This is a genomic window from Rhizobium sp. BK181 (assembly GCF_014193305.1).
In the GTDB taxonomy this organism is placed as follows: domain Bacteria; phylum Pseudomonadota; class Alphaproteobacteria; order Rhizobiales; family Rhizobiaceae; genus Rhizobium.
In genome coordinates this window covers 300,351-323,960 of record NZ_JACHZA010000003.1, presented here as the reverse complement: position 1 = coordinate 323,960, position 23,610 = coordinate 300,351, and the positions used below count along the sequence as shown (strand labels likewise).

Below are 23,610 nucleotides of genomic sequence, written 5' to 3'. Positions count from 1 at the left end.
CCTGCCCTTACTTGCCGCCGAACGTGTCGGTGACCTGCTTCAGCGTTTCCTTCCGCTTGCCGTAAACAGCAACGGTGTCGTACTTCAGCAGCTTCAGATCGCTGATCAGCGGACGGTTTGCCGGAATGTCGCTACGGGCCGGCATCAGCATCTGGTCGGCAACGAGCTTCTGGCCTTCGTCGGAGAGCATGTAGTCGATGAACTTCTTCGCCTCATCCTGGTTCTTCGACCAGTTGAGGATCATGGCAGGACGCGGCGCGATGACAGTGCCGGATTCCGGGAAGATCACATCGATGTTCTCGCCCTTTTCCTTGGCATTGAGGGTGATGTAATCGACGGCGCCGAAGACGGCAGCCTTCGCACCCTGCAGAACCGGGTTCAGAGCCTCGGCATTGGCGCCCGCGATGATCGCGCCATTGTCCTTCAGGTCCTTGAAGAGCTTGAAGTCATCCTGACCGGCAAGCGCCGCCGTCAGCTCGAAGGACGAGCCGGATTGCGCCGGGTCCGGAATGTTGACGAGGTCCTTGTATTCTGGCTTCGTCAAGTCGGCCCATTCAGCGGGCTTTGGCGTGCCGCTCTTGGTGTTCCAGGCGATGCCGAGCGCCGAGATCCCCTGGGCAACGGCCGTGTCGGTCTTCAGGAAATCAGGAACCTTAGCGGCGTTCGGGCTGGTGTAGGACACGAGCCAGCCGCGCTTGGCGAAGTCGGTCGCCGTATCCCAGGAAGCCGAAATGAGGACGTCGACAACCGGGTTCGAGGCTTCCGCTTCGATACGGGCCATGACCTTGCCGGTCGTTGCCTGGAAGACGTTGACCTTGACGCCCGTCTGCTTGGTGAAGCCGGCCGACAGCTTGTCGATCAGCCCTTGCGGACCAGCGGTGTAGACCGTGATGTCGGCATGGGCGACGCCCGCCATCAGCGTTGCGGCGAGAACGCCGAAAGTGATGCTCTTCAACGACTTAAACATACTCCAAATTCTCCTCTTTGGACGAATAAACCTGTTTGCCGAACCAGCGGATCTGGCTGGGATCGATCGACAGACCGATGCCCTCGCCAGGTCGCAGCTTGGCGCGGCTCAAAACCTGCAATTCGATTGTCTCGGCGCCGACCAGAGAGACGGTCGCCAGATGGCCATCGCCGCGGAACTGCGAGCGCAGCACTGTTGCGGTAAGCGTGCCCGGCAGGATCTCTCCCGCGGTGATCGATCCGGTAGGAATGAGGACGCGAACGGCGCAATCGACGCCATCGGCATCGCGTAGCAGCGCGAGGCTGCTGCCTTTGAAGAACCAGTGTTCATCACGATACTCGAGCTCAGCAACGCCGCCGAGGCGCAGGAAGTCGGCGACCTCAGGCGTTGCCGGCTTCTCGATCAGCTCGTCTGGCGATGCCAACTGCTCGATCACGCCGCCACGCATCACGGCGACGTCGTCGGCCAGCGTCAGCGCCTCGCTATGATCGTGGGTGACATAGATTGCCGTCAGGCCGAGTGTCGCGATCAGCTCGGCCAGTTCGCCGACCATATTCTCGCGCAGCTCACGATCGAGATTGGACAGCGGTTCGTCGAAGAGAATGAGCTGCGGCTCGGCAACGATCGCCCTCGCGATCGCGACACGCTGCTGCTGACCACCGGAGAGATCGCTCGGCCGACGATCGGCATAAGCGCCGAGACCGACGCGTTCCAACGCCCGCATTGTCCGGGATTCCCGCTCGGATTTGCCGATACCGCGCATTTCGAGGGGAAAGGAGACGTTGCCGCCGACGGTCATGTGCGGCCAGAGCGCATAGTCCTGAAACACCATGCCGAGATTGCGCTTTTCCGGCGGCGAGAAGGCGCCGTTTGCGGCATCGGCAACGGTACGCCCGGCAATCGCGATCGAGCCCTTCGTCGGCGCGAGCAATCCGGCGACGAGCCGCAGAAGAGTGGTCTTTCCGCAGCCGGACGGGCCGAGCAGCGCCAGCGTCTTGCCCTTGGAAAGCGAGATATCAATGCCCTTCAGAACGGGCGTCGACCCATAGTGCAATTCCACGCTGGCCGTCGAAACGGCCGCATTGGTCTCTGAAGGTTGAGGGGTCATGAAAAAACCGGCATCGGTTGAAAATCGATGCCGGTTGCTTATTAACCTTCAATGACAGTCATGTGACGAAGCGGCAAGAAGCCGTCTTCCATCAATACTTTAGCCGTCGCGCATCGATTGTGCGCGACCTGCTGCCTCAGGCGTCGCTGCCGGACAGTTCTTCGAAGGTCGCCAGACCCTTCTTGACCAGCATGGCATCCGGGCTCGGCAACTTGCCACGGAACGCCTTGTAGGCATCCTCAGGGTCGATCGCGCCACCGACGGAATAGATGTTGTCCTTGAGCTTGGCCGCCATCTCGCGATTGAAGGCATCGCCCGTTTCCTCGAAGGCAGCAAAGGCATCCGCATCGAGAACTTCGGACCACATGTACGAATAGTAGCCGGCTGAATAGCCGCCGGAGAAGATGTGCTGGAAGTGCGGCGAGGCGTGCCGCATGACGATCGACTTCGGCATGCCGAGCTCCGACAGCACCTCTTTCTGCACCGCCATCGGATCCTCGACCTTGTCGCGGGTATGGAACGCCATATCGACAAGCGCGGACGAGGTGAATTCGACCGTATTGAAGCCGGAATTGAAGGTACGCGCTGCCAAAACCTTGTCGAGCAGAGCCTGCGGCATCGGCTCACCGGTTTCGAAATGCACAGCATATTGCTTCAGGATCGCGGGCACCGTCAGCCAATGCTCGTAAAGCTGCGACGGCAGCTCAACGAAGTCGCGCGAAACGCCCGTGCCCGAAACAGAGGGGTAGGTGACGTTTGACAGCATCCCGTGCAGCGCATGGCCGAACTCGTGGAACAGTGTGCGCGCGTCATCGAGTGACAGCAGCGCCGGCTTGCCTTCGGCGGGCTTGGCGAAGTTGCAAACATTGTAGATGATCGGCAGTTCACCGCTGCGACCATCCTTCAGCGGCAGCTTGTGCTGCGACTGGAATGAGCTCATCCAGGCGCCGGAACGCTTCGAACTGCGGGCGAAATAGTCACCGAGGAACAGCGCGACCAGCTTGTCTTCGCGATCGCGGATCTCGAAGACACGGACATCGGGATGGTAGGCCGGAACGCCCTTTTTCTCGACGGCGCGAATGCCGAACAGCCGTCCGGCGACATCGAAGCAGGCGTCGATGATTTTTTCGAGCTGCAGGTAGGGCTTCAGCTCGGCCTCGGAGAAATTGTACCGCTGCGCCCGGATCTTTTCGGCATAGTGCCGCCAGTCCCAGGGCATGACGTCGTGGTTCTTGCCTTCATCAGCGATCAGCTTGGCGATATCGGCTTCTTCCTCGCCGGCACGCTTGACCGCCTTGGCCCATACCTCCCGAAGCAGGTGGTTCACGGCTTCGGGCGTCTTCGCCATCGTGTTGTCGAGCTTCAGTTCCGCGAAGTTGCCATAACCGAGGAGCTTTGCCACCTCGTCACGGAGCGCAAGCGTATCCCTGATAATGCCGCGATTGTCAGTGGCGCCATCGTTCTCGCCACGCGCTACCCAGGCCTTGAAAGCCTGCTCCCGCAGGTCCCGCCGCTCGGAGAAGGTGAGGAAGGGCTCGATGATCGAGCGCGACAAGGTGACGGCAAACTTGCCTTCTTCGCCACGCTCGCGCGCAGCCGCCTCCATCGCATCCTTCAGGAAGTCGGGAATACCATCGAGATCCGCGCCGTCGGAAAGGATGAGCGCCCAGCTCTTCTCATCGGCGAGCACGTTCTGGCCGAACTGGGTACCGAGGCCCGCAAGCTTCTCGTTGATCCCCGCGAGCTTTTCCTGCTCCGCCTTCGGCAGCTTCGCGCCCGATTTGACGAAGCCCTTCCAGTGGCGCTCCAGCACGCGCGTCTGCTCCAGCGTCAGACCGAGGCTTTCGCGCGCTTCCCACAAGGCATCGATACGCGCAAACAGCGCAGCATTCATGCCGATCTTGGAATAGTGGCGCGACATCTTCGGCGAGATATCCCGCTCCAGCGCCTGGATCGTATCGTTGGTATGGGCGCCTGCCCGATTCCAGAACAGTGCCGACACGCGCGACAGTTCATCACCCGCGATCTCGAGCGCAACGACCGTGTTCTCGAATGTCGGGGCCTCCGGATTACCGGCGATCGCATCGATCTCTTTCTCGTGCACGGCGAGCGCCGCGTCAAAAGCAGGAGCAAAGTCGCCATCATTGAGAGCATCGAAACGCGGCAGGCCGTGGAGACCGTTCCATTCGACAAGTGCCGGGTTGAATTCTGGTGTGGAAGGCATGCGGAGATCCTTTGTGGCAGGCAACTGAACAGGCAATATAGGGATGCGCATCCGCAATTGGTATTGGCGATCAGACGCACATCACTAGCCTTGACTGCGAAAACTTCATGGCAAGAAATGATGCATAAGAATTAACTAATCGTTATCGATTGACGTACGTTCGCCACGCGCGGTAGTTTCACTCATCATCTTTTTGCAAGTGGATACGCGCCATGGAAATCCTTTCTGTGCGGTCTTCGCCGAGTTTCCTTTTCAAAAGAAACCAAGATAATTCCAATTATTACAGTGAATTAGAAGAGCAGCTCGGCACAAAGACAAAGGCCTCAGCGTCGTTTCAAATCGATGAAACGAACGCGGACGCGCCGGATTTTTCCGCGATCAGCCCCAGCGAACTGCGCCTGTATGCAAGGCAGAGCTTCGATGCCGGCGCGATCGATCAAGATACCTATGCCGCGATCTCCGAACCGCTGCCGATGCGAACAATCGACCCGTCGGGCAACATCCTCGACCTGTCGGATGTCACCGACGCGACGAGCTTCAATTTTCGGGACTATTACAAGGACCAGCTGCAGATCGCGACATCGATCGGTGACCCGCAGACCGTAGAACGGCTGAATTCGGTCGTCAGCTTTCTCGACGTCTGATCTCAGGCCTTCCGCCAGCCGAGAAGGCCGGGCGTCGCATGCCAGAGCGCCTGTACCGCAAAGCCCATGAAGAGCACACCGGAGCAGCGCACGATCAGCCGCTCATGCGCGCGATAGAACCGCCGAACCGTTCCTGCGCCGATGATCGTGATCAGGATCATGTCGGCCACGATGAAACCCAGGAACGAAACCGCCAGCAGGACGGGCAGCGTGTGGAACTGCAGCGCGCTCGCGGAGCCAGCAACGAGAGCAGTGAATGTCGCCAGTGCCACCGGATATCCCTTCGGATTGGTCACCCCGAAGATCAGGCCGCGACGAAACGGCCGCTCCACCACCATCAGCGCCTGTCCCTCACCCTTCGGCTTTGCCCGAACCGCATTCCAGCCGATCCAGGCAAGGTAGAAGCCACAGAGGAGACCAAGCGCGTCGAACACGAAGGTCCCGATCGTCTTCGCCCCAATGATCGCGATCAGCGCCAGCGATGCCCACAGCAGATCGCCGACCAGATGGCCGCTGACGAACATTGCGCCTGCTCGGCGGCCCTGCCCGGCGCCGATGCCCAACAGCGCAAGGAAGGCAGGCCCTGGAATGAGCACGTAGAGAAGGGCTGCCAGAAAGGCGCCCGCGAGCAAGGACTGCGTCATCGAGAAACTCCGGAAAGGTCAGCTGCAGCTTATGCGCCAATCGAAAGGCGTCAAGCTGTCATGGCGATCCATGAGATTTTTGAATTGCCGGATCACACAGCTTGCGACAGAAGAAAAGCCGCAGCCTTCGCGCTGGCCGCGCATGTCACTAGAACCGAGTACCCCTATGCCCCCATTCCGGATGAGCGAACGGCGAACGAGCATGCTCGGCGCGCTTCTCGCAACCATCGGCCCGATCTCGATGTCGATCTACACGCCGGCGATGCCGGAGCTCGTCCATGCGTTCCAGACATCAGACTCGGCGATCAAGATGACGCTGTCCGTCTATTTCGCCGGCTTCTCGGTTGCGCAACTGCTTGCTGGTCCGCTTTCGGATGCGTTCGGCCGCCGTGCGGCAACGCTCCTTTTCATCGGCATCTATGTGATCGGCAGCCTGCTTGCCGCCTTTGCGCCCGGCATCGAATGGCTGCTTGCCGGCCGGCTGATTCAGGGCATTGGTGCTTCTGTCGGGATTACGGTGGCGCGCGCCATCGTCCGCGACCAGTTCACCGGCACCGAAGCCTCCCGCATCATGAACCTGATCGGCATCATGATCGCCATCGGACCGGCCGCCGCACCAACCGTGGGTGGCTTGGCACTGGCGGCGTTTGGCTGGCAGTCGGTCTTCTTCCTCCTGATCGGCTTCGGACTGCTGATCTGTTTCGGGGTGATCGTCTTCATGCGCGAAACGAGCGCTCCGGATCCGCGCCGTGCGCTCCCGCTTCCGCTGCTTCGCGCCTATTTGGAGCTTGCCCGCGAAAGCCGCTTCGTCTCCGCCTCGCTCGTCCTCGGCGGCTCGATCGGCGCACTCTACGCGCAGGCGACGCTTCTCCCCTTCATCCTCATCAAGGTCGTCGGCCTCTCGCCAACAGCCTTCGGCCTTGGCATGCTGATGCAATCGGGGTCCTATTTCCTCGGCTCCGTCTGCCTTCGCTATGCGGCGCCGCGCCTGGGCGGCGACGGCTCCGTGCGCGTCGGGCTTGGCCTGCTGGGCTTTGCCGGCATCATGATCGCGCTATCAGTCCACTTCGTCACGCCCTCCTATCTCTCGATCATGGGGCCTATCGCATTCCTGGCGTTTGGATTGGCTTTCCTGACGCCGCATATGACGACATCGGGCCTATACCCTTTCCCGCATATCGCCGGCTCGGCATCCGCGATGATGGGCTTCATTCAGATGGGTGGCGGCTTTGCCGGTGGCGTAGCGGGTTCGTTGATCGGCATGCCGCTGCTCGCCTTCGGAACGGTGATCCCGATCATGGCGCTGATTTCGGTCACGAGCTATCTCTGGTTCGTGCGCGCCTCACGACACGCAGCAGAGATCCCCCACGCCCCGACAGGCGAATAAGAAAGGCCCGCACGAGGCGGGCCTTCGATATCCGGCAGACTGCTCTCGATTACTTCGAGAGGTTGCGCTTGGCGAGCGTGCGCAGGCGCAGCGCGTTGAGCTTGATGAAGCCGGCGGCGTCCTTCTGGTCGTAGGCGCCCTGGTCGTCTTCGAAGGTAACCAGCTTGTCGGAGTAGAGCGACTTCGGGCTCTCGCGACCGGTAACCATGACATTGCCCTTGTAGAGCTTCAGCGTCACTTCGCCTTCGACATGCTCCTGGCTCTTGTCGATCAGCGCCTGCAGCATTTCGCGCTCCGGCGAGAACCAGAAGCCATAGTAGATCAGCTCGGCGTAGCGCGGCATGATCTCGTCCTTGAGGTGCGCGGCACCGCGGTCGAGCGTGATGGATTCAATCGCACGGTGCGCGGCAAGCAGGATCGTCCCGCCGGGCGTCTCATAGACGCCGCGCGACTTCATGCCGACGAAGCGGTTTTCGACGAGGTCTAGACGGCCGATGCCGTTGTCGCGACCGTAATTGTTGAGCGCGGCCAACAGCGTTGCCGGGCTCATGCGTACGCCGTTGATCGAAACCGCGTCACCCTTCTCGAAGTCGACCTTGATGACAGTTGCCTTGTCGGGGGCGGCTTCCGGAGAGATCGTGCGCATGTGCACATATTCAGGGGCTTCCTGCGCCGGATCTTCGAGAACCTTGCCCTCTGAGGAGGAGTGCAGAAGGTTGGCGTCAACGGAGAACGGCGCCTCGCCCTTCTTGTCCTTGGCAACCGGGATCTGGTGGGCTTCGGCAAAGGCCAGCAGATCGGTACGGCTCTTGAACGACCAGTCGCGCCATGGCGCAATGATCTTGATGTCGGGGTTCAGGGCATAGGCGGAGAGCTCGAAGCGGACCTGGTCGTTGCCCTTGCCCGTTGCGCCATGCGCGATCGCATCGGCGCCGGTCTTGCGAGCAATGTCGATCAGGTGCTTGGAGATCAGCGGACGGGCGATCGAGGTGCCGAGCAGGTAAACGCCCTCATAGACGGCATTGGCGCGGAACATCGGGAACACGAAGTCCTTCACGAACTCTTCGCGGACATCCTCGATGTAGATCTCCTTGATGCCGAGCATTTCGGCCTTCTTGCGTGCAGGCTCCAGCTCTTCACCCTGGCCGAGGTCGGCGGTGAACGTCACGACTTCTGCGCCGAGTTCGGTCTGCAGCCACTTCAGGATGATCGAGGTGTCGAGACCGCCGGAATAGGCGAGGACGACTTTCTTTACGTCTTTGTGCGATGCCATGATGATGAGGTCCGTTGCAAAAGGGCGGCGGCAAGCCCGCCAAGCCCGGTATGGCTGGGCACTTTTAGCGAGATCGGCGCAGGACGCAAGGGCAACGGCGGCCCTACGCGGCTCGGATAATGTTTGACAGGCAGAAAGCGCAACCCATATCTGCCAGCGTCCGCACAATGCTGAGGAGAGGCTGGCCGTGACGAAAATCCAAGACATCATCAAGAAATCCAATGTCGCCGTCATCACCGGCGGTGCTTCGGGCATCGGGCTTGCGGCGGCAAAGCACTTTGCCCGTGCGGGCATGAGCGTTGCCATCGCCGATCTCGGCGGCGACCGGTTGGCAGCGGCGGCAGCCGAGCTGAAGTCGATATCGGGAGAGGAGCATGTGCTCGCCGTTGAGACCGACGTCGCGCAGAAGGACTCGCTAGAGGCGCTCGAGAGAACCGTGATCCAGCGCTTCGGCCGCGTTCATATCCTCATGAACAACGCCGGGATCGGCCCGGCGACCTCGATTTTCGGCGCCCAAGCCGATTGGGACAGCATCCTTGGCGTCAACCTGCTCGGAGTCATCAACGGAACGCGGACCTTCGGCCAGCACATGCTCTCGCATGGCGAACCCGGCCTGATCATCAACACCGGTTCCAAGCAGGGCATCACTACGCCGCCCGGCAATCCGGCCTATAACGTCTCGAAGGCCGGCGTGAAGGTGTTCACCGAAGCGCTCGAGCATGAATTGCGCAACACCGAAGGCTCGAAGATCTCCGCTCACCTACTAATCCCCGGCTTCGTTTTTACCGGCCTCACCAAGGGCGACCGCGCGGAAAAGCCAGCCGCCGCATGGACCGCGGAACAGACCGTCGACTTCATGATTGAAAGTCTGGAACGCGGCGACTTCTACATCCTCTGCCCCGACAACGACGTCGCCCGCGCCGTGGACGAACGCCGCATGGCCTGGGCAATGGGGGACATCATCGAGAACCGCCCGCCGCTCTCGCGGTGGCACAAGGATTACTCCGACAAGTTCAAGGCCTATCTCGAGCGGAAGGAATAGGTTGTATTAGAAGGTTTGATTAGACATTTTCTAGGAGCCGGGTAAAAGCAGGCAACGTTTTTTCCGGCTCTCAGAGTGTATCATGGAATTTCTACCCAGCTTTGCCACGCTCCTCGCCTTTGCTGCTGCGACTTTGCTGCTTGCGGCAACGCCCGGCCCAGACATGACGCTGTCGATCAGCCGCGCTCTGGCGCAGGGCAAGAAGGCGGCGCTGTTCGTCGTGCTCGGCACCAGTCTCGGCATCGTCGTCCACACGATGCTGGTCGCATTCGGTGTCTCGGCCCTGATCACCGCCTCGCCGACCGCCTTCCTGGTGCTGAAGACCGGCGGTGCCGCCTATCTGCTTTGGCTTGCGGTCCAGGCGATCCGCTACGGCTCGAAGTTTTCGGTCAATAAGGTGGAAACAGCGACAGGAACGCCGCTTGCCAACATTTCCTCGGGCTTCTGGGTCAACCTTTTGAACCCGAAGGTGATCATCTTCTTCATGACCTTCCTGCCGCAGTTCGTCAGCGCCGGCGATCCGACGGTGACGCAGAAGCTGCTGTTTCTCGGCTTCTGCTTCATTGTGATCGGCATGCCGGTCAACGCTGCTGTGGTTTTTGCGGCCGACTGGCTGGCCAGCTGGCTACAGAACAACAAGAAGGTTTTGCGCGGCATGGACTTTACCTTTGCCGGCGTCTTCTCCGTCTTCGCGGCAAAAATCCTGCTGACGCAGGCGCGCTAAGCGATCTCCGGGAAGTCTGACTTCCCGGAAAACTGTCTGTCGTCAGCCGATCAGCAACGCATCGTCGTCAAGCGTCTGTCCGCGCATCTTGCGGAACATCGCGATCAGGTCTTCGACCTGCAACGTCTTGCGGCTGTCGCCGCTGACGTCGAGAACAATCTCGCCACCATGCAGCATGATCGTGCGGTGGCCATAGTCGAGCGCCTGTCGCATGGAGTGGGTGACCATCAGCGTTGTCAGCTTGCGCTCCGAGACGATCTTCTGCGTGAGCCCCATGACGAACTCGGCCATGCCAGGATCGAGCGCCGCCGTATGCTCGTCGAGCAACAGCACTTCCGAGCCGGCGAGCGTCGCCATGACAAGCGAAACCGCCTGACGCTGACCGCCGGATAGCAGGTCCATGCGGTCCCGCATCCGATTCTCAAGACCGAGATTAAGTTCGGCGATCCGCTCGCGAAAATGCTCGCGCCGCTTCGGACCCAGCGCCGAGACGAGTCCCCGCCTTTCACCGCGACGCGCGGCAAGGGCAAGGTTTTCCTCGATCGAGAGCGAGCCGCAGCTTCCCGTCAGTGGATCCTGAAAGACACGGGCAACGAGGCCCGCACGCGCGGCCGTTGATTTGCGCGTGACATCGGTCTTGCCGATGAGAACCTGGCCTTCGCTGGCGAGCACATCGCCGGCAAGGACGCCGAGCAGCGTCGACTTGCCCGCCCCGTTCGAGCCGATAACCGTGACGAACGAGCCTTCCTCGATTGTCAGGCTGACGCCGTTCAGCGCCTGCTTCTGCAGCGGCGTACCTTTGCCGAACACGACTTTGATATCCTTGAGCGTGATCACGATGCGGCACCTCCGCGGCGAAGACGGGGAAGAATGAGCGCTATTGTAACCAGAACGGCCGTCACGAAATTAAGGTCCGATGCCTGCAGCCCGATGACATCGGTCGAGAGTGCCAGCTGGATGGCGATACGGTAGAGGATGGAGCCGAGCACACAGCCGACCAGCGCGATCAGCAGGCCACGACGACCGAGCAGCGTTTCGCCGATGATGACGGCCGCCAGACCGACGACGATCGTTCCAACGCCCGAAGTAACGTCCGCAAAACCGTTGGTTTGCGCGAAGAGCGCGCCACCGAAGGCAACCAACGCATTCGAGATCGCCATGCCGAGATAGATCTGGCGGCTTGTGTCGACGCCCTGCGCGCGGGCCATGCGAGCATTCGCACCCGTCGCGCGCATCGCCAGACCCGAGTCGCTTTCAAGAAAACGCCAAACGACGATCACGGCAACGACGACAAGGACGCCGACAAACAGCGGCCGAACATAAAACTCACGCAGGCCATGGCCAAAAAACGGACTGATCATCGTATCCGCATTGATCAGAGCGACGTTCGGTTTACCCATGACGCGCAGGTTGACCGAGAAGAGCGCGATCATCGTCAGAATCGATGCAAGCAGGTTCAGAATCTTGAAGCGCACATTGAGCATCGCCGTAACCAGACCGGCCGCAGCGCCCGCAACCATCGCAATAAGCGCAGCAAGCCAGGCATTGACGCCAGCGATGATCAACACCGCCGTTACCGCGGCACCGAGTGGGAAAGAGCCGTCAACCGTCAGATCCGGAAAATCCAGCACACGAAATGCGAGGTAAACCCCGAGCGCAACGAAGGCATAGACCAGCCCCAGTTCCACGGCTCCCCAGAATGCGATCTGACTCAAGGCTCCTGCCCTTTCTTCTGACTTGTCCGGTGTGTTGCCGGGCTCAAGCTTTTAATACCATCAGCCGCCCCCGCGCAAAACGGGAGCGGCTGGATGACCAGTTTTTCAAAACTATGCGGCGATCAGTCGATCGTCTTCGTTGCGCGCTTCACGACACTTTCCGGCAGGGTGACGCCCATCTTGGTCGCTGCGCCCTTGTTGATGACGAGATCGCTGCCGGCAGCAACCTTCACCGGAATGTCGCCCGGGTTTTCACCCTTGAGGATGCGAACGACGATTTCGCCGGTCTGCTTGCCGACATCGTAGTAGTTGAAGCCGAGGGCTGCGATGGCACCGCGCGAAACGGAGTCCGTGTCAGCGGTGAAGAGCGGCAGCTTGCTTTCTTCAGCAACAGCGACGGCGCCTTCGAGTGCAGAGATGATCGTGTTGTCAGTCGGGATATAGATGGCGTCTGCGCGGCCGACGAGTGCACGGGCAGCACCCTGCACTTCAGCGGACTTGGTGGCGGCCGACTCGACAACCTTCAGCCCAGCTTTCTCAGCCTCCGCCTTCAGGACAGCAAGCAACGATACGGAGTTGGCTTCACCGGAGTTGTAGAGATAGCCGATCGTTTTGACGTTCGGCAGGATTTCCTTGATAAGCGCAAGATGCTCGGCAACCGGAGACATGTCGGAAAGACCGGTGACATTGCCGCCCGGCTTGTCCATATCCTTTACGAGCTGCGCGCCGAGCGGATCGGATACGGCGGTGAAGACAACCGGAATGTCGCGTGTTGCGGAAACGACCGCCTGAGCGGATGGCGTGGAGATCGGCACGATAACGTTCGGGCCCTCGCCTGCGAACTGGCGAGCGATCTGCGCAGCCGTTGCCGGGTTGCCCTGGGCCGACTCGAACATGAACTTCAGGTTCTCGCCTTCCTTGTAGCCGGCAGCCGTCAGTACATCGAGGACGCCCTTGCGCGCTGCATCGAGAGCAGGATGCTCGACGATCGCCGTAACAGCGACGGTGACATCTTCTGCCTTGGCAGGCAGGGTCAGGGCCAGCGTGGCCGCGACAGCAAGCAGAATTGAACGCATTGGGTATCCTCCAGATATGATTTTGGCCTGCTTCTAGGAAAAGCAGGCCATGAAATCAATCGTCAGGAGGTGTTTGAAGGATCAAACTTGCTGATCAGTCGTCCGCGCCATGGTTGGCGATCATCATCGCCTCGAAGGCCAGCCGTTCGGTCTTGCGCATGCGCTCCGACTCCGACTTCAGCTGACCGCATGCGGCGAGGATGTCGCGGCCGCGTGGCGTCCGGATCGGCGAGGCATAGCCGGCCGAGTTGATGAAATCGGCGAACTTCTCGATCTGCGCCCAGTCGGAACACTGGTAGTTGGTGCCCGGCCACGGGTTGAACGGAATGAGGTTGATCTTCGCCGGCACGCCTTTCAGCAGCTGAACGAGACCCTTAGCATCCTCAAGACTGTCGTTGACGTCCTTCAGCATCACATATTCGAAGGTGATGCGGCGGGCGTTCGACAGGCCCGGATACTTCCGGCAGGCCTCGATCAGTTCCTTCAGCGGGTACTTCTTGTTGATCGGCACGAGGATATCGCGCAGATCGTCGCGCACGGCATGCAGCGAGATCGCCAGCATCACGCCGATTTCGTCGCCGGTCCGGAAGATTTCAGGCACGACACCCGAGGTCGACAACGTCACACGGCGCTTCGAGAGCGACAGGCCATCGCCATCCGTGGCGATCAGCAGCGCCTGCTTGACGGCATCGAAATTGTAAAGCGGCTCGCCCATGCCCATCATGACGATATTGCTGACCTTGCGGCCTTCCGCCGGCATGATCGTGCCTTGCGGCGCTTCGCGGTCCGGGAAATCGCCGAGCCGATCACGGGCCAGGAGAAGCTGTGAAAGGATCTCCTCGGCCGTCAAGTTGCGCACCAGCCGCTGCGTGCCGGTATGACAGAACGAACAGGTCAGCGTGCAGCCGACCTGGCTCGAGATGCAAAGCGTGCCGCGGCCCTCTTCCGGGATGTAGACCGCCTCGATCTCGACCGGACGCCCGGCTCCGCGCGGAGGGAAACGCAGCAGCCACTTCCGCGTACCGTCATTGGAAACCTGTTCTTCGACGATCTCGGGACGCGCGATGGTGAAATGCCGCTTCAGCATCTCGCGCATGTCCTTGGCGACGTTCGTCATGTGATCGAAATCGGAGACGCCGCGCACGTAGATCCAGTTCCAGAGTTGGGCAACGCGCATCTTGATCTGCTTGTCCGGCACGCCCTTTTCGCGCAGCGCAGCGCCCATCTCTTCACGGCTGAGGCCGATCAGCGAGGGCTTCTGGCCGGCGTCGAGCTGCGGCAGCACTCCGGCAGGCTTGGCAACAGTCATCGCATCCATGACGGACATAGTCTCTAATCCCGAATTCAACATGCGATCGCCCCGGTAAGCCAGATGACTTGCGGGCACGACAGGCATGATGGCAGAAATTGAATGCGGAACCGGCGGCAAAGCCGCCATCTATCCGCTGTTGCGCGGGCCTTTAGCATCATTTTCACCGCGCGTCACTATAGATGGAAACGACGAAGGCCGGCGCAAGGCCGGCCTCCTGAAATTTCGCTACCGCGACAGCAAGCTTACTTGCAGCCTTCAACCTGCTTGAGCGCGGCGGAGATACCTGACAGCGAGTAGCTGTACGACGTCGATGTTCCCTTGCGCGATGTCGCATTGACGGTCATCGAGTGGCCGCTCTTCATGGCCGCGACGAGCGCCGGCTCCTGAGCCGCATTCTCGACCCAGCCGGCCTTGTCCTTGGTGAACATCACGAAGGTCTTGTTGTCGATAACGACATCGATCTTCGAGTTTTCCTTGACGATGTAGCCCATCATTGCCTGCGGCTCGTAGGAAATGTTCTGGCCGGGGCGCTGCGAGACGATGAAGAAGTTGTCACCGTGATCGATGTTGGCCGGTTTCTTTTCCGTCGGTACGGACAACACATAGCAAACGGTGCTCGCGCCGGACTTGTACGAATAGGCACCCCAGGCCTGGAACTGCTGTATCCGCGTCGGCGCTGTCGAAGCCGGAGCAGCCTGCTGCTGCGCCGCCGGTGCCGCGGGCTGCGTCTTCTTGGTCTGAGCGGATGCAATGCCGGCGCCGGCGAGAACGAGGGAAATGGCGATTGCGGTAGTTTTACGAAACATGGATATCCTGCCGGTTCTTGCGATTCGAGCCCGAAGCGAACGGGCGGCGCATAATCACGATCTGCTTTATTTTGACTTAATTCAGGTTACCAAAGCGTCAACAGGGACTGCGAGAAGTCCCTGCCTGTGCCATTCTCACCCAAGCGTCAACGTCGGGCGCTGGCGCCTCGCCCGTGGTGGCGTAGTACTGTGTGCGCACGCAGATCATCGTCACGAATGATTTAAGACATAAAGATTCAGGCAAGAGTTTGACCTTTTCAGAAACCGTTGTAGGTCAATAAGCGTTGGAAATCCGTTGGAGAATTCGCGGCGGCAGGGGACTTTGCACGGGACATGAATGCCGAGGAGAAACAGCGCTTCGCCGCCCTCGTCAGGGCCGTTGCGGAACGCCGCGACCAAGAGGCATTCGCCGTGCTGTTCGACTACTTTGCGCCGCGGCTAAAATCCTGGCTGTTACGCCAAAGAATGGCGAGCAGCGAGGCCGAGGAACTCGTCCAGGAAGTGATGATCGTACTCTGGCACAAGGCCGGGCTCTACGATGCGAGCCGATCGTCGCTGTCGACCTGGCTTTTTCGCATTGCCCGCAATCGCCGAATCGATCTGCAGCGCCGGGCCAATGCGCGTGTCCTCGATCATGCAGATCCGGCTTTGCGGCCGGTTGCGGAAGCCGGCGCAGACGAAATCGTCGCGAACGACGACCGTGACGCCAACGTGCGGGCCGCTGTTCGTCAATTGCCGGAAGAGCAACGGGAAATGCTGCGCGCCGCCTTCTTTCTCGGTCAATCGCATTCACAGATCGCCGAGGCGACGGGCCTGCCACTCGGAACGGTCAAGTCCCGTATCCGGCTGGCCTTTGGAAAGCTCAGGAAGATACTTGAGGCCGAGGGTACCTGACGCGCCGGCACAACTAGATCGTCTTCATCCCCTCGGGCTTGTCGGCGAGCGCGCGATCAGCAGCTTCATAGTGCCTTGGCTGCAAATGCCTGCTGACCATTGCAAAGGCTGCGGAAAGAACCGCAACGTCGTCCGAAAAACCTATCACGGCGAACACATCCGGGATCATGTCGATCGGCATGACAAAGTAGGCAAGGGCGGCAAGAAGCACGCCGCGCACCCGCGTGGGCGTCTGTGGATCCATCGCGCAATAGAATGCTGCGACGACATCGCGTGTAAATGGAATCTGCCGCACGGCCTTCTTGAAGGTTGGCCAGAATTTCTTGCGCACAGTCTGCTCTCGCCGGCTTTGCGTATCCTCGTCCCCCGGCAGCAGGATCTCACCGAATTTGACGTCGTCCATTCCAGATTGGTCCTCTTGTTCACGCGCACATATGGTGATGATGGCAGCAGATTCAATCAAGCCGGCGTGCCGCCGCTTTCTCCATTTCCGCGGCAAGCCTGAAGTCCAGCTCGGTCAGGCCGCCTGCATCGTGCGTATTCAGCTTGATGTCGACGCGCGAATAGACATTGAACCACTCCGGATGATGATTGAGCCGTTCCGCCGCGAGTGCGGCTTCCGTCATGAAGCCGAAAGCCTCGACGAAATTGCGGAACTTGAAGCTTCGCGATATCGCTGTGCCGCCTTCATCGAGCGACCAGCCGTCAAGCTTGGAAAGTTCGGCAGCGATGGCTTGGCGTTCCAGTTTTTCCCGTTTCATGCGATCGTCCCTCCTCTTTTGCAATATGGACCACAGATGAAACGCATTAGCATCCTGTTTGTTTGCATGGGCAATATCTGCCGTTCGCCTCTGGCCGAGGGTATCTTCTCGCATCTTGTCGAGGAGACGGGCTTTGCTGGTCGTTTCGAGATCGATTCTGCCGGCACGGGCAGCTGGCATCAAGGTGATCATCCCGATCGGCGCTCGATCACAACGGCCAGAGGACACGGGATAGACATTTCTCGGCAACGCGCTCGCCAGATCACGATAGAGGATTTCGGCCATTTCGACCTGATCCTCGCGATGGATCAGGAAAATCTATCCGAACTTCGTCGCAGGCATCCTGAAGCCATGAATGTCCACTTGTTCGGCGACATTGCGCTCGAAACCGGCGAGGACATTCCCGACCCCTACTACGGCGGCGCGGACGACTTCGAACTTGTCTATGCCAGGCTCTTCACCGGCTGCAGGAAGCTGCTGGAAGGGCTGGGAACAGACAATGCCTCATGGAGAGGGAAAATCTCTTCCGTCAGATAGGGACCGCCACCAACCGATTCCCGTGACGATAGCAGCACGAAACGCGGAACAGTGAAGGCCGAAGTCTGGAAGTTGCCGCGGCCCGCCAGATAGTGCACCACGTCGTCGACGCGAGATGATTTCAGCCGCGCGAGCGTGACGTGCGGCGTGAACTTACGGGGATCCGGCGGCAATCCGATGCGCTGGCAAATCCGTTCGATTTCCGCCTGCAGAGCATGCATCTCAGGCGAAGGCGAAACACCGGCCCAAACGGAATGCGGCTTCTTGGATCCGAAGGCGCCGATACCATCAAGGCGGATCTGGAATTCGGGCCGGTCGATGCGGTCGAGCCGGTCGACAATTTCGTCTGCCGTACGCCCATCGACATCGCCGATAAACCGCAAAGTGATGTGGTAGTTTTCCACATCGATCCATCTTGCACCAGGGAGACCACCGCGCAGCAATGAGAGGCTCATTGCGGCATTGCGCGGAATTTCGAGGGCGGTAAACAGTCTCGGCATAACGAGCACTCCCCGAATCTTTTGCAGGTGCTCACACGGAATCACGCATTGAACACCTGCGCAAGTCCCTAATTCTTCACAGTAGAAATCGTTCCCAAGAATTGCGTGATAGCCGGCTCCATCTTTTCGACCATCACATCGATGCCTCTGCTGTTCGGATGCATGCCATCATCAAGCTTCAGACTGGCATCGAGAGCAACCCCGTCCAAGAAGAAAGGATAAAGCGCAACGCCATGTTTTTGCGCAAGTTTCTGGTAGATGGAGTTGAACTGTGCCGCATAGTCTCCGCCCATGTTCGGCGGCGCCAGCATGCCCACCAGAAGGACCGCGATACCTCGTTCCTTTAGCCGGGCAATCATCTGATCGAGATTCTTTTCACTCTCTTGTGGAGGGATGCCGCGCAGCGCATCATTGGCGCCGAGCTCGAGGATAACGCCATCGGTGCCGTCGGGGATAGACCAGTCTATGCGTGCGAGACCGCCGGTCGTCGTGTCCCCAGACACGCCTGCATTGGCGATTGAGATATCCACTCCCTTGGCCTTCAGGACTGCCTGCAACTTCTCTAGAAAGCCGTCGCCGGGCGGGAGTTGATAGCCCGCCATCAGGCTGTCGCCAAGGCCAACTAGGCTGATTGTCCGTGCACTGGCGGCGACCGCAAAGGTCAGCGAAGCAACAATGACGGCGATGTGAAGGCCGGCAACTTTAAATCTCATTCCGCTTTCCCTAGATTGGCAGCACGATCGGCACTTATATAGGGCGAATACTGTTGGCAAAAACCATCATCGAGTTGAAGCGCGCCGATTTGACGCTTGGCAGTGCCGCCGCCTCCGTCCATGTCCTGAAAGGCATCGACTTGACGATTGCCGCCGGCGAGTCGGTCGGTATCGTGGGGCCATCGGGGTCCGGCAAATCGACATTGCTGATGGTGCTTGCCGGACTTGAGAAGCTTGATAGTGGCGAGATCAACGTCAGTGGCACGCCATTGCATGCGTTAAGTGAAGACCAGGTGGCCGACTTCCGTGGGCGCAACATCGGTATCGTCTTCCAGTCCTTTCATCTGATTGCCAACATGACGGCGCTGGAAAACGTCGCCGTGCCGCTCGAACTCGCCAACCTTCCCAATCCCTTCGAGATCGCCCGTCGTGAGCTTAAATCCGTGGGGCTCGGCGATCGATTGAACCACTATCCCGGCCAGCTTTCCGGGGGCGAGCAGCAACGTGTAGCCATTGCACGCGCGCTCGCACCCTCGCCTGCACTGCTGATCGCCGACGAACCAACCGGCAACCTCGACACCGACACCGGCCGCCAGATTGCCGATCTGCTGTTTTCGAAGCAGGCTGAGCGCGGCATGACCCTGCTGCTCGTCACCCACGACGCGGCACTTGCCAAACGCTGCTCCAGGCAGATTCGGGTTCGGTCCGGCCAGATCGAGGGCGATAGCGCGCCAGTGCAGCCTGAGGCGGCGATTGCATGACACTGGTGAGCCCGCGCGTCTCCCTGGCCCTTCGTCTCGCGCTTCGGGAGCTGCGCGGTGGGCTTGGTGGCTTCTACATCTTTCTCGCCTGTATTGCTCTCGGCACCGGCGCCATTGCGGCGGTTAACTCCGTTTCGCAGTCGATTACCGACACGATCGCCACGCAGGGCCAGGAGATCCTCGCCGGCGACGTGCGCTTCGAGCTCAATAATCGCGAGGCGACGGAAGCAGAAATGGGCTTCCTGCGCGGCTTCGGAAACGTGTCAGTCTCGACTGGCCTGCGTTCGATGGCGCGCAAGCCCGACGGCTCGGATCAGGCCTTGGTCGAGGTCAAGGCGGTCGACAGCGCCTATCCGCTCTACGGCACTTTCGAAGCCGCCCCGAATTACCCATTGCACACGCTTCTATCCGGACAGAGCGGCACGTTCGGCGCGGTGGCGGCGCCGCTGCTTCTGGAGCGCCTCGGTCTTTCCATTGGCGATGAAATCCTGCTCGGCAATGCCATTCTGAACATTACCGGGACGATCAAGACCGAGCCGGACGCAGTTTCGGAAGGCTTCGGCTTCGCCCCGCGCCTGCTGGTGAGCAGGGACGCTCTCAAGGCATCGGGCCTCATCCAGACGGGCAGCTTGGTCGAACACGTTTACAAGATCCGCATGGACGATCCCACCGAGAGATCCACAATCCGCGATCGGGCCGCGAAGGAATTTCCGTCGGCCGGCTGGTCGATTCGCACGAGCGACCGGGCAGCACCGTCGCTGACGGAGAACATCGAGCGTTTCTCGCAGTTCCTGACATTGGTCGGACTGACGGCGCTGATCGTCGGCGGTGTCGGCGTCGCGAATGCGGTTCGCGCCTTCCTGGATTCCAAGCGCACGACGATCGCAACGTTCAAATGCCTCGGCGCACCGGCGGCGACGGTGGTTCTGATTTACCTTTTTCAGATTGCAATCATTGCTCTCGGCGGCATTGTCGTCGGCTTGGTCATCGGTGCGCTGGCGCCGATCGTCGCATCGCAATTTCTGGCGCAATTCCTGCCCGTTTCCACCGACCTCACATTCTACCCCGGAGCCTTGGCCCTCGCGGTCCTGTTCGGTATTTTGACAACGCTGGCGTTTGCCATAATGCCGCTCGGACATTCCCGCGAGGTTCCGGCAACAGCGCTGTTCCGCGAGCAAGGTTTTGAAGCGCGCGGCCTTCCCTCCTGGCCCTACATCCTCCTTGCCGCAGCCTTTCTCCTTGCGCTTGCCGGTCTCGCCATCGCCACCGCCTACGATCGCTTTATTGCCATTGTCTTTGTCGGGGCAATCGCCTTCGCTTTCGTTATTCTGAGGCTGGTCGCGGCCGGTATTGCCTGGCTCGCGCGCCGCAGTCCGCGTGTCAACTCGCCGGCCCTCCGCCTCGCGATCGGAAACATCCATCGCCCCGGCGCGCTGACGCCCTCCGTCGTGCTGTCGCTCGGTCTTGGGCTCGCGCTGCTCGTCACCCTCACCCTGATCGACGGCAACATGCGGCAGCAGTTGACCGGACGCATGGCCACCGGCGCGCCGAACTTCTTCTTCGTCGACATTCAGGGATCCGAACTCGAGAAATTCCGGAGCGTTGTCAAAGCCGGCTCGCCGGACGGCAAATTGGTCGAAGTGCCGATGCTGCGCGGCCGCATCCTTGCCTTCAACGGTGAGGATGTGACGAAGCGAAAGGTCCCGCCTGGCGGCCAGTGGGTACTGCGCGGCGACCGCGGCATCACATATTCGGAAGCCCTGCCGGAAAATGCATCATTGACCGAGGGTTCATGGTGGCCGAAGGAATACAGCGGCGAGCCGCTGGTCTCCTTTTCCGCCGAGGAAGCCAAGGAACTCGGCTTGAAGATCGGCGACACCGTCACCGTCAACGTGCTTGGCCGCAACATCACCGCCAAGATCGCCAATCTCCGCAAGGTCGAATGGGAATCGCTTTCCATCAACTTCGTGATGATCTTCTCGCCGAATACCTTCCGCGGCGCCCCGCATGCGTGGCTGGCGACGCTAACCGACCCGACGGCAACCTCCGCCGCGGAGGCTGCGATCCTGAAATCGGTAACGAACACCTATCCGACGATCACCAGCGTCCGGGTCAAGGACGCAATCGACATCGTCAATGCGTTGGTGGGGCAACTGGCCACAGCGATCCGCGCCGCCGCCTCCGTTGCCCTCATCGCATCGGTCCTCGTGCTCGCAGGCGCACTTGCCGCCGGCAACCGCGCTCGTACCCATGACGCGGTCGTCCTCAAGACACTTGGCGCGACGCGGCGAATGCTGATCCGCGCATTCTGCTACGAGTACCTCATCCTTGGCGCCGCGACTGCGGTATTCGCTCTCTTCGCCGGCGGCGTCGCGGCATGGTTCATCACCGCCCGGATCATGCGTATCCCATCCCACTTCCTGCCTGACGTTGCCGGGCTGACGCTCGTCACTGCCCTGGTGCTCACCGTGGGCATAGGGCTCGTCGGCACATGGCGCATCTTGGGGCAGAAGGCAGCACCCGTTTTGCGCGAACTCTGATTGACCGAACGGAGAAATTCCCTTCACCTTACGGCGATTTAACCCGATCTCGGGTTGCAAGGGCCTTGTTTGCGAAAGCCGAAAGGCTCATATTGAGTGCAGGCATGCTGGGCTCCGCAGCGGCGCCCGGGTTTTTGCGCCCGACACCGTGTCCACACCGGAGCTTGTAAGAGGAAACTATGGCTGACCTTCGTAATTACCAAGGCCGCGTACAGACTGGCGAGATGATCGACCAGGGCCTACGCAGCTATATGCTCAAGGTCTACAACCTGATGGCGCTGGGTCTGGCGATCACGGGTGTAGCCGCCTATCTGGGCTTCAATTTCGCCGTCCAGAACGGCCAACTGACGCAGTTTGGCGTATTGCTTTTCCAATCGCCGTTGCGCTGGGTGGTCATTCTTGCACCGCTGGCCGCCGTGTTCTTCCTGAGCTTCAGGATTAACCGGATGAGTGTTGCCGCTGCGCAGACGACCTTCTGGGTCTACGCCGCGCTGGTGGGCCTGTCGCTTTCGTCGATCTTCCTGGTCTACACACAGTCGAGCATCACGCAGACGTTCTTCGTAACGGCCGCTTCCTTCGGTGCACTTTCGCTCTATGGTTACACGACCAAGCGTGATCTCTCTGCAATGGGCTCGTTCCTGATGATGGGTCTCTTCGGCCTGATCATCGCGTCGCTCGTGAATCTTTTCCTGGCGTCGTCTGCCATGCAGTTCGCGATCTCCGTGATCGGTGTGCTGATTTTTGCGGGCCTCACCGCCTACGACACGCAGCGTATCAAGGAAATGTACTATGAAGCAGACGGCGCAGATGTTGCCGGCCGCAAGGCGATCATGGGCGCACTGACCCTGTATCTCGACTTCATCAACCTCTTCATGTTCCTCCTGCAGTTCATGGGCAACCGCAAATAAGGAACAAGGACACTATCGAAAAGGCGGCTTCGGCCGCCTTTTTTGTTGCTAGATCATCCTGAGAATGATTTCTGGAAGCTTCCTTAGTCAAATCCGCCGGCTGACCGCATGCCCATCTCACTCCGTGACGCTTTCCCATCCGACCTCCCGGCTATTACGACGATCTATCGAGAATCCGTTCTGAATGGTGTCGCAAGCTATGAGCTCGTCCCGCCCGAACAGGACGAGATGGCGGCGCGATTTTCCGCCATCACGGGCCAGGGCTATCCGTACATCGCCGCGATCGACGAGGGTGGCCTGCTTGGTTATGCCTATGCCTCGGCTTTCCGTACACGACCGGCCTATCGTTGGATGGTGGAGGATTCCATCTATCTTGGGCCTGAGGCACGCGGCCGGGGAATCGGAAGACTGCTGCTTACCGAACTTATTCAACGCTGCAGCGATCTCGGCTTTCGTCAGATGGCCGCCGTCATCGGTGGCGCACATCCGGCATCAATTGCCCTGCATCGCGCGTTGGGTTTTGAGGATACGGGTCGCCTGAAAGCGACAGGCTACAAACACGGACGCTGGCTCGACACGATGATCATGCAACGTGCCCTGGGCGAGGGCGCAGCCTCGGACCCGGATGCTTCGACCTATCCCGGCACCCTCTTCAAAGCCTGAGTCGCTTACTTCTCGACCAGCTTCAAAGCCTTATTGAAGACCTTCAAGACCTGCTGTAACTCGTGCCCGCGCTTCAGGATGACGCCGTGGATGTTGGTAACGGAGTAGACGCCCTGCTTGGCTGCAAGCTTCGGATTCTTCTCAATGCGAAAGAGCGGCATTTCGCCCGATCGCTTGAAAACCGAGAAGACCGCGCGGTCTTTCAGATGATCGATCGCATAGTCCCGCCACTCTCCCTCGCCGACCATGCGGCCATAGATCCAGAGAATCGCATCGAGTTCGCGCCGGTGGAATGTGACCGGAGCGGGATCCTTGCTCTGCTTGTATTCCTTGAGATCCACGACGACTGAGGAACTGCTCTCGGCTGACCGGCTTTCGCCGCGCCGCAAATCCGGCTGATCTGTCATCAGT

The 23,610-nt window shown here is 60.1% G+C and carries 25 protein-coding genes; 10 read left to right on the top strand and 15 right to left on the bottom strand.

Translation table 11 applies throughout. From position 1 onward, the window contains the following. Positions 1 to 7: 7 nt before the first annotated feature. The 3 genes from FHT77_RS11475 to FHT77_RS11465 form a co-directional block, all read right to left on the bottom strand. A complete protein-coding gene (locus FHT77_RS11475) occupies positions 8 to 967 on the bottom strand; it encodes an ABC transporter substrate-binding protein (protein ID WP_183755164.1) in 960 nt (319 codons plus the stop codon). Continuing rightward, positions 960 to 2,075: an ABC transporter ATP-binding protein gene (locus tag FHT77_RS11470; protein ID WP_183755163.1), complete on the bottom strand. Its 1,116-nt coding sequence runs from the start codon at positions 2,073 to 2,075 to the stop codon at positions 960 to 962. Before FHT77_RS11470 ends, FHT77_RS11475 begins: the two co-directional genes overlap by 8 nt. Positions 2,076 to 2,211: 136 nt before the next feature. After that, positions 2,212 to 4,299 (bottom strand): M3 family metallopeptidase, encoded by a 2,088-nt coding sequence (locus FHT77_RS11465; protein ID WP_183755162.1) that lies wholly within the window; start codon positions 4,297 to 4,299, stop codon positions 2,212 to 2,214. Positions 4,300 to 4,511: 212 nt separating this feature from the next. Here FHT77_RS11465 and FHT77_RS11460 point away from each other — a divergent pair, with 212 nt between their 5' ends. Beyond that, positions 4,512 to 4,943 (top strand): hypothetical protein, encoded by a 432-nt coding sequence (locus FHT77_RS11460; protein ID WP_183755161.1) that lies wholly within the window; start codon positions 4,512 to 4,514, stop codon positions 4,941 to 4,943. Positions 4,944 to 4,945: 2 nt separating this feature from the next. Here the strand turns inward: FHT77_RS11460 and FHT77_RS11455 are convergent, their stop codons facing one another. Further along, entirely contained in the window at positions 4,946 to 5,587 is a 642-nt protein-coding gene (locus FHT77_RS11455) for a LysE family translocator (protein WP_183755160.1), read from the bottom strand. Positions 5,588 to 5,789: 202 nt separating this feature from the next. Between FHT77_RS11455 and FHT77_RS11450 the strand changes: the two genes are divergently transcribed. Next, complete coding sequence (locus tag FHT77_RS11450; RefSeq protein ID WP_246719782.1) at positions 5,790 to 6,974, top strand: multidrug effflux MFS transporter; 1,185 nt, start codon at positions 5,790 to 5,792, stop codon at positions 6,972 to 6,974. 49 nt (positions 6,975 to 7,023) lie between these two features. On the opposite strand, the gene FHT77_RS11445 is transcribed toward FHT77_RS11450, so the two are convergent. Then, positions 7,024 to 8,247, bottom strand: coding sequence for an argininosuccinate synthase (locus FHT77_RS11445; RefSeq protein ID WP_183755159.1), 1,224 nt, complete (start codon positions 8,245 to 8,247; stop codon positions 7,024 to 7,026). A gap of 187 nt (positions 8,248 to 8,434) precedes the next feature. Between FHT77_RS11445 and FHT77_RS11440 the strand changes: the two genes are divergently transcribed. Both FHT77_RS11440 and FHT77_RS11435 read left to right on the top strand, forming a co-directional pair. Then, complete coding sequence (locus FHT77_RS11440; RefSeq protein WP_183755158.1) at positions 8,435 to 9,289, top strand: SDR family NAD(P)-dependent oxidoreductase; 855 nt, start codon at positions 8,435 to 8,437, stop codon at positions 9,287 to 9,289. A gap of 82 nt (positions 9,290 to 9,371) precedes the next feature. Further along, entirely contained in the window at positions 9,372 to 10,013 is a 642-nt protein-coding gene (locus FHT77_RS11435; RefSeq protein WP_183755157.1) for a LysE family translocator, read from the top strand. A 42-nt stretch (positions 10,014 to 10,055) separates the two neighbouring features. Here the strand turns inward: FHT77_RS11435 and FHT77_RS11430 are convergent, their stop codons facing one another. The 5 genes from FHT77_RS11430 to FHT77_RS11410 form a co-directional block, all read right to left on the bottom strand. Beyond that, positions 10,056 to 10,850, bottom strand: coding sequence for an ABC transporter ATP-binding protein (locus FHT77_RS11430; RefSeq protein ID WP_016556624.1), 795 nt, complete (start codon positions 10,848 to 10,850; stop codon positions 10,056 to 10,058). Next, entirely contained in the window at positions 10,847 to 11,728 is an 882-nt protein-coding gene (locus tag FHT77_RS11425; protein ID WP_028827967.1) for an ABC transporter permease, read from the bottom strand. Before FHT77_RS11425 ends, FHT77_RS11430 begins: the two co-directional genes overlap by 4 nt. A gap of 122 nt (positions 11,729 to 11,850) precedes the next feature. Next, positions 11,851 to 12,804 carry an ABC transporter substrate-binding protein gene (locus FHT77_RS11420; RefSeq protein WP_028827968.1) on the bottom strand — a complete coding sequence of 318 codons (954 nt, stop codon included), beginning with the start codon at positions 12,802 to 12,804 and terminating at the stop codon, positions 11,851 to 11,853. Positions 12,805 to 12,898: 94 nt separating this feature from the next. Then, positions 12,899 to 14,131: a 23S rRNA (adenine(2503)-C(2))-methyltransferase RlmN gene (gene rlmN / locus FHT77_RS11415; RefSeq protein WP_183755156.1), complete on the bottom strand. Its 1,233-nt coding sequence runs from the start codon at positions 14,129 to 14,131 to the stop codon at positions 12,899 to 12,901. Positions 14,132 to 14,358: 227 nt separating this feature from the next. After that, the gene (locus FHT77_RS11410) at positions 14,359 to 14,922 is read right to left on the bottom strand and encodes an invasion associated locus B family protein (protein ID WP_028827970.1); all 564 of its coding nucleotides are present in this window, start codon (positions 14,920 to 14,922) and stop codon (positions 14,359 to 14,361) included. Positions 14,923 to 15,255: 333 nt separating this feature from the next. Here FHT77_RS11410 and FHT77_RS11405 point away from each other — a divergent pair, with 333 nt between their 5' ends. Then, positions 15,256 to 15,816 (top strand): sigma-70 family RNA polymerase sigma factor, encoded by a 561-nt coding sequence (locus FHT77_RS11405; RefSeq protein WP_183755155.1) that lies wholly within the window; start codon positions 15,256 to 15,258, stop codon positions 15,814 to 15,816. 13 nt (positions 15,817 to 15,829) lie between these two features. Here FHT77_RS11405 and FHT77_RS11400 read toward each other — a convergent pair whose 3' ends face one another. Both FHT77_RS11400 and FHT77_RS11395 read right to left on the bottom strand, forming a co-directional pair. After that, the gene (locus tag FHT77_RS11400; RefSeq protein WP_016556630.1) at positions 15,830 to 16,219 is read right to left on the bottom strand and encodes a YkvA family protein; all 390 of its coding nucleotides are present in this window, start codon (positions 16,217 to 16,219) and stop codon (positions 15,830 to 15,832) included. A 52-nt stretch (positions 16,220 to 16,271) separates the two neighbouring features. Beyond that, complete coding sequence (locus tag FHT77_RS11395) at positions 16,272 to 16,577, bottom strand: 4a-hydroxytetrahydrobiopterin dehydratase (protein ID WP_114714047.1); 306 nt, start codon at positions 16,575 to 16,577, stop codon at positions 16,272 to 16,274. A 36-nt stretch (positions 16,578 to 16,613) separates the two neighbouring features. On the opposite strand from FHT77_RS11395, the gene FHT77_RS11390 reads away from it, so the two are divergent. Beyond that, on the top strand, positions 16,614 to 17,114 hold the full coding sequence (locus FHT77_RS11390) for a low molecular weight protein-tyrosine-phosphatase (protein ID WP_183755154.1): 501 nt from the start codon (positions 16,614 to 16,616) through the stop codon (positions 17,112 to 17,114). On the opposite strand, the gene thpR is transcribed toward FHT77_RS11390, so the two are convergent. Together thpR and FHT77_RS11380 are read right to left on the bottom strand one after the other, a co-directional pair. After that, positions 17,021 to 17,614, bottom strand: a complete 594-nt coding sequence (gene thpR, locus FHT77_RS11385; RefSeq protein ID WP_016556634.1) for an RNA 2',3'-cyclic phosphodiesterase — start codon at positions 17,612 to 17,614, stop codon at positions 17,021 to 17,023. The two genes, FHT77_RS11390 and thpR, sit on opposite strands and share 94 nt — an antisense overlap. Positions 17,615 to 17,682: 68 nt before the next feature. Continuing rightward, positions 17,683 to 18,327: an arylesterase gene (locus FHT77_RS11380; protein WP_183755153.1), complete on the bottom strand. Its 645-nt coding sequence runs from the start codon at positions 18,325 to 18,327 to the stop codon at positions 17,683 to 17,685. A gap of 53 nt (positions 18,328 to 18,380) precedes the next feature. Here FHT77_RS11380 and FHT77_RS11375 point away from each other — a divergent pair, with 53 nt between their 5' ends. From FHT77_RS11375 to FHT77_RS11360, 4 genes are all read left to right on the top strand, one after another. Next, positions 18,381 to 19,088, top strand: a complete 708-nt coding sequence (locus FHT77_RS11375) for an ABC transporter ATP-binding protein (RefSeq protein WP_028827974.1) — start codon at positions 18,381 to 18,383, stop codon at positions 19,086 to 19,088. Then, positions 19,085 to 21,628 (top strand): ABC transporter permease, encoded by a 2,544-nt coding sequence (locus FHT77_RS11370; protein ID WP_183755152.1) that lies wholly within the window; start codon positions 19,085 to 19,087, stop codon positions 21,626 to 21,628. The genes FHT77_RS11375 and FHT77_RS11370 overlap by 4 nt, the downstream gene beginning before the upstream one ends. 179 nt (positions 21,629 to 21,807) lie before the next feature. Further along, complete coding sequence (locus FHT77_RS11365; protein WP_016556638.1) at positions 21,808 to 22,536, top strand: Bax inhibitor-1/YccA family protein; 729 nt, start codon at positions 21,808 to 21,810, stop codon at positions 22,534 to 22,536. Positions 22,537 to 22,644: 108 nt separating this feature from the next. Then, entirely contained in the window at positions 22,645 to 23,199 is a 555-nt protein-coding gene (locus tag FHT77_RS11360) for a GNAT family N-acetyltransferase (protein ID WP_183755151.1), read from the top strand. Positions 23,200 to 23,204: 5 nt separating this feature from the next. Here the strand turns inward: FHT77_RS11360 and FHT77_RS11355 are convergent, their stop codons facing one another. Further along, entirely contained in the window at positions 23,205 to 23,606 is a 402-nt protein-coding gene (locus tag FHT77_RS11355) for a DUF2794 domain-containing protein (RefSeq protein WP_183755150.1), read from the bottom strand. Between the last annotated feature and the right edge of the window lie 4 nt (positions 23,607 to 23,610).

Bases quoted from the DNA above. Each gene is read 5' to 3' on its own strand.
- FHT77_RS11475 (WP_183755164.1), bottom strand. From the start codon at position 967: ATGTTTAAGTCGTTGAAGAGCATCACTTTCGGCGTTCTCGCCGCAACG.
- FHT77_RS11470 (WP_183755163.1), bottom strand. From the start codon at position 2,075: ATGACCCCTCAACCTTCAGAGACCAATGCGGCCGTTTCGACGGCCAGC.
- FHT77_RS11465 (WP_183755162.1), bottom strand. From the start codon at position 4,299: ATGCCTTCCACACCAGAATTCAACCCGGCACTTGTCGAATGGAACGGT.
- FHT77_RS11460 (WP_183755161.1), top strand. From the start codon at position 4,512: ATGGAAATCCTTTCTGTGCGGTCTTCGCCGAGTTTCCTTTTCAAAAGA.
- FHT77_RS11455 (WP_183755160.1), bottom strand. From the start codon at position 5,587: ATGACGCAGTCCTTGCTCGCGGGCGCCTTTCTGGCAGCCCTTCTCTAC.
- FHT77_RS11450 (WP_246719782.1), top strand. From the start codon at position 5,790: ATGCTCGGCGCGCTTCTCGCAACCATCGGCCCGATCTCGATGTCGATC.
- FHT77_RS11445 (WP_183755159.1), bottom strand. From the start codon at position 8,247: ATGGCATCGCACAAAGACGTAAAGAAAGTCGTCCTCGCCTATTCCGGC.
- FHT77_RS11435 (WP_183755157.1), top strand. From the start codon at position 9,372: ATGGAATTTCTACCCAGCTTTGCCACGCTCCTCGCCTTTGCTGCTGCG.
- FHT77_RS11420 (WP_028827968.1), bottom strand. From the start codon at position 12,804: ATGCGTTCAATTCTGCTTGCTGTCGCGGCCACGCTGGCCCTGACCCTG.
- rlmN (WP_183755156.1), bottom strand. From the start codon at position 14,131: ATGTCCGTCATGGATGCGATGACTGTTGCCAAGCCTGCCGGAGTGCTG.
- FHT77_RS11410 (WP_028827970.1), bottom strand. From the start codon at position 14,922: ATGTTTCGTAAAACTACCGCAATCGCCATTTCCCTCGTTCTCGCCGGC.
- FHT77_RS11405 (WP_183755155.1), top strand. From the start codon at position 15,256: ATGAATGCCGAGGAGAAACAGCGCTTCGCCGCCCTCGTCAGGGCCGTT.
- FHT77_RS11400 (WP_016556630.1), bottom strand. From the start codon at position 16,219: ATGGACGACGTCAAATTCGGTGAGATCCTGCTGCCGGGGGACGAGGAT.
- FHT77_RS11395 (WP_114714047.1), bottom strand. From the start codon at position 16,577: ATGAAACGGGAAAAACTGGAACGCCAAGCCATCGCTGCCGAACTTTCC.
- FHT77_RS11390 (WP_183755154.1), top strand. From the start codon at position 16,614: ATGAAACGCATTAGCATCCTGTTTGTTTGCATGGGCAATATCTGCCGT.
- thpR (WP_016556634.1), bottom strand. From the start codon at position 17,614: ATGCCGAGACTGTTTACCGCCCTCGAAATTCCGCGCAATGCCGCAATG.
- FHT77_RS11380 (WP_183755153.1), bottom strand. From the start codon at position 18,327: ATGAGATTTAAAGTTGCCGGCCTTCACATCGCCGTCATTGTTGCTTCG.
- FHT77_RS11370 (WP_183755152.1), top strand. From the start codon at position 19,085: ATGACACTGGTGAGCCCGCGCGTCTCCCTGGCCCTTCGTCTCGCGCTT.
- FHT77_RS11365 (WP_016556638.1), top strand. From the start codon at position 21,808: ATGGCTGACCTTCGTAATTACCAAGGCCGCGTACAGACTGGCGAGATG.
- FHT77_RS11360 (WP_183755151.1), top strand. From the start codon at position 22,645: ATGCCCATCTCACTCCGTGACGCTTTCCCATCCGACCTCCCGGCTATT.
- FHT77_RS11355 (WP_183755150.1), bottom strand. From the start codon at position 23,606: ATGACAGATCAGCCGGATTTGCGGCGCGGCGAAAGCCGGTCAGCCGAG.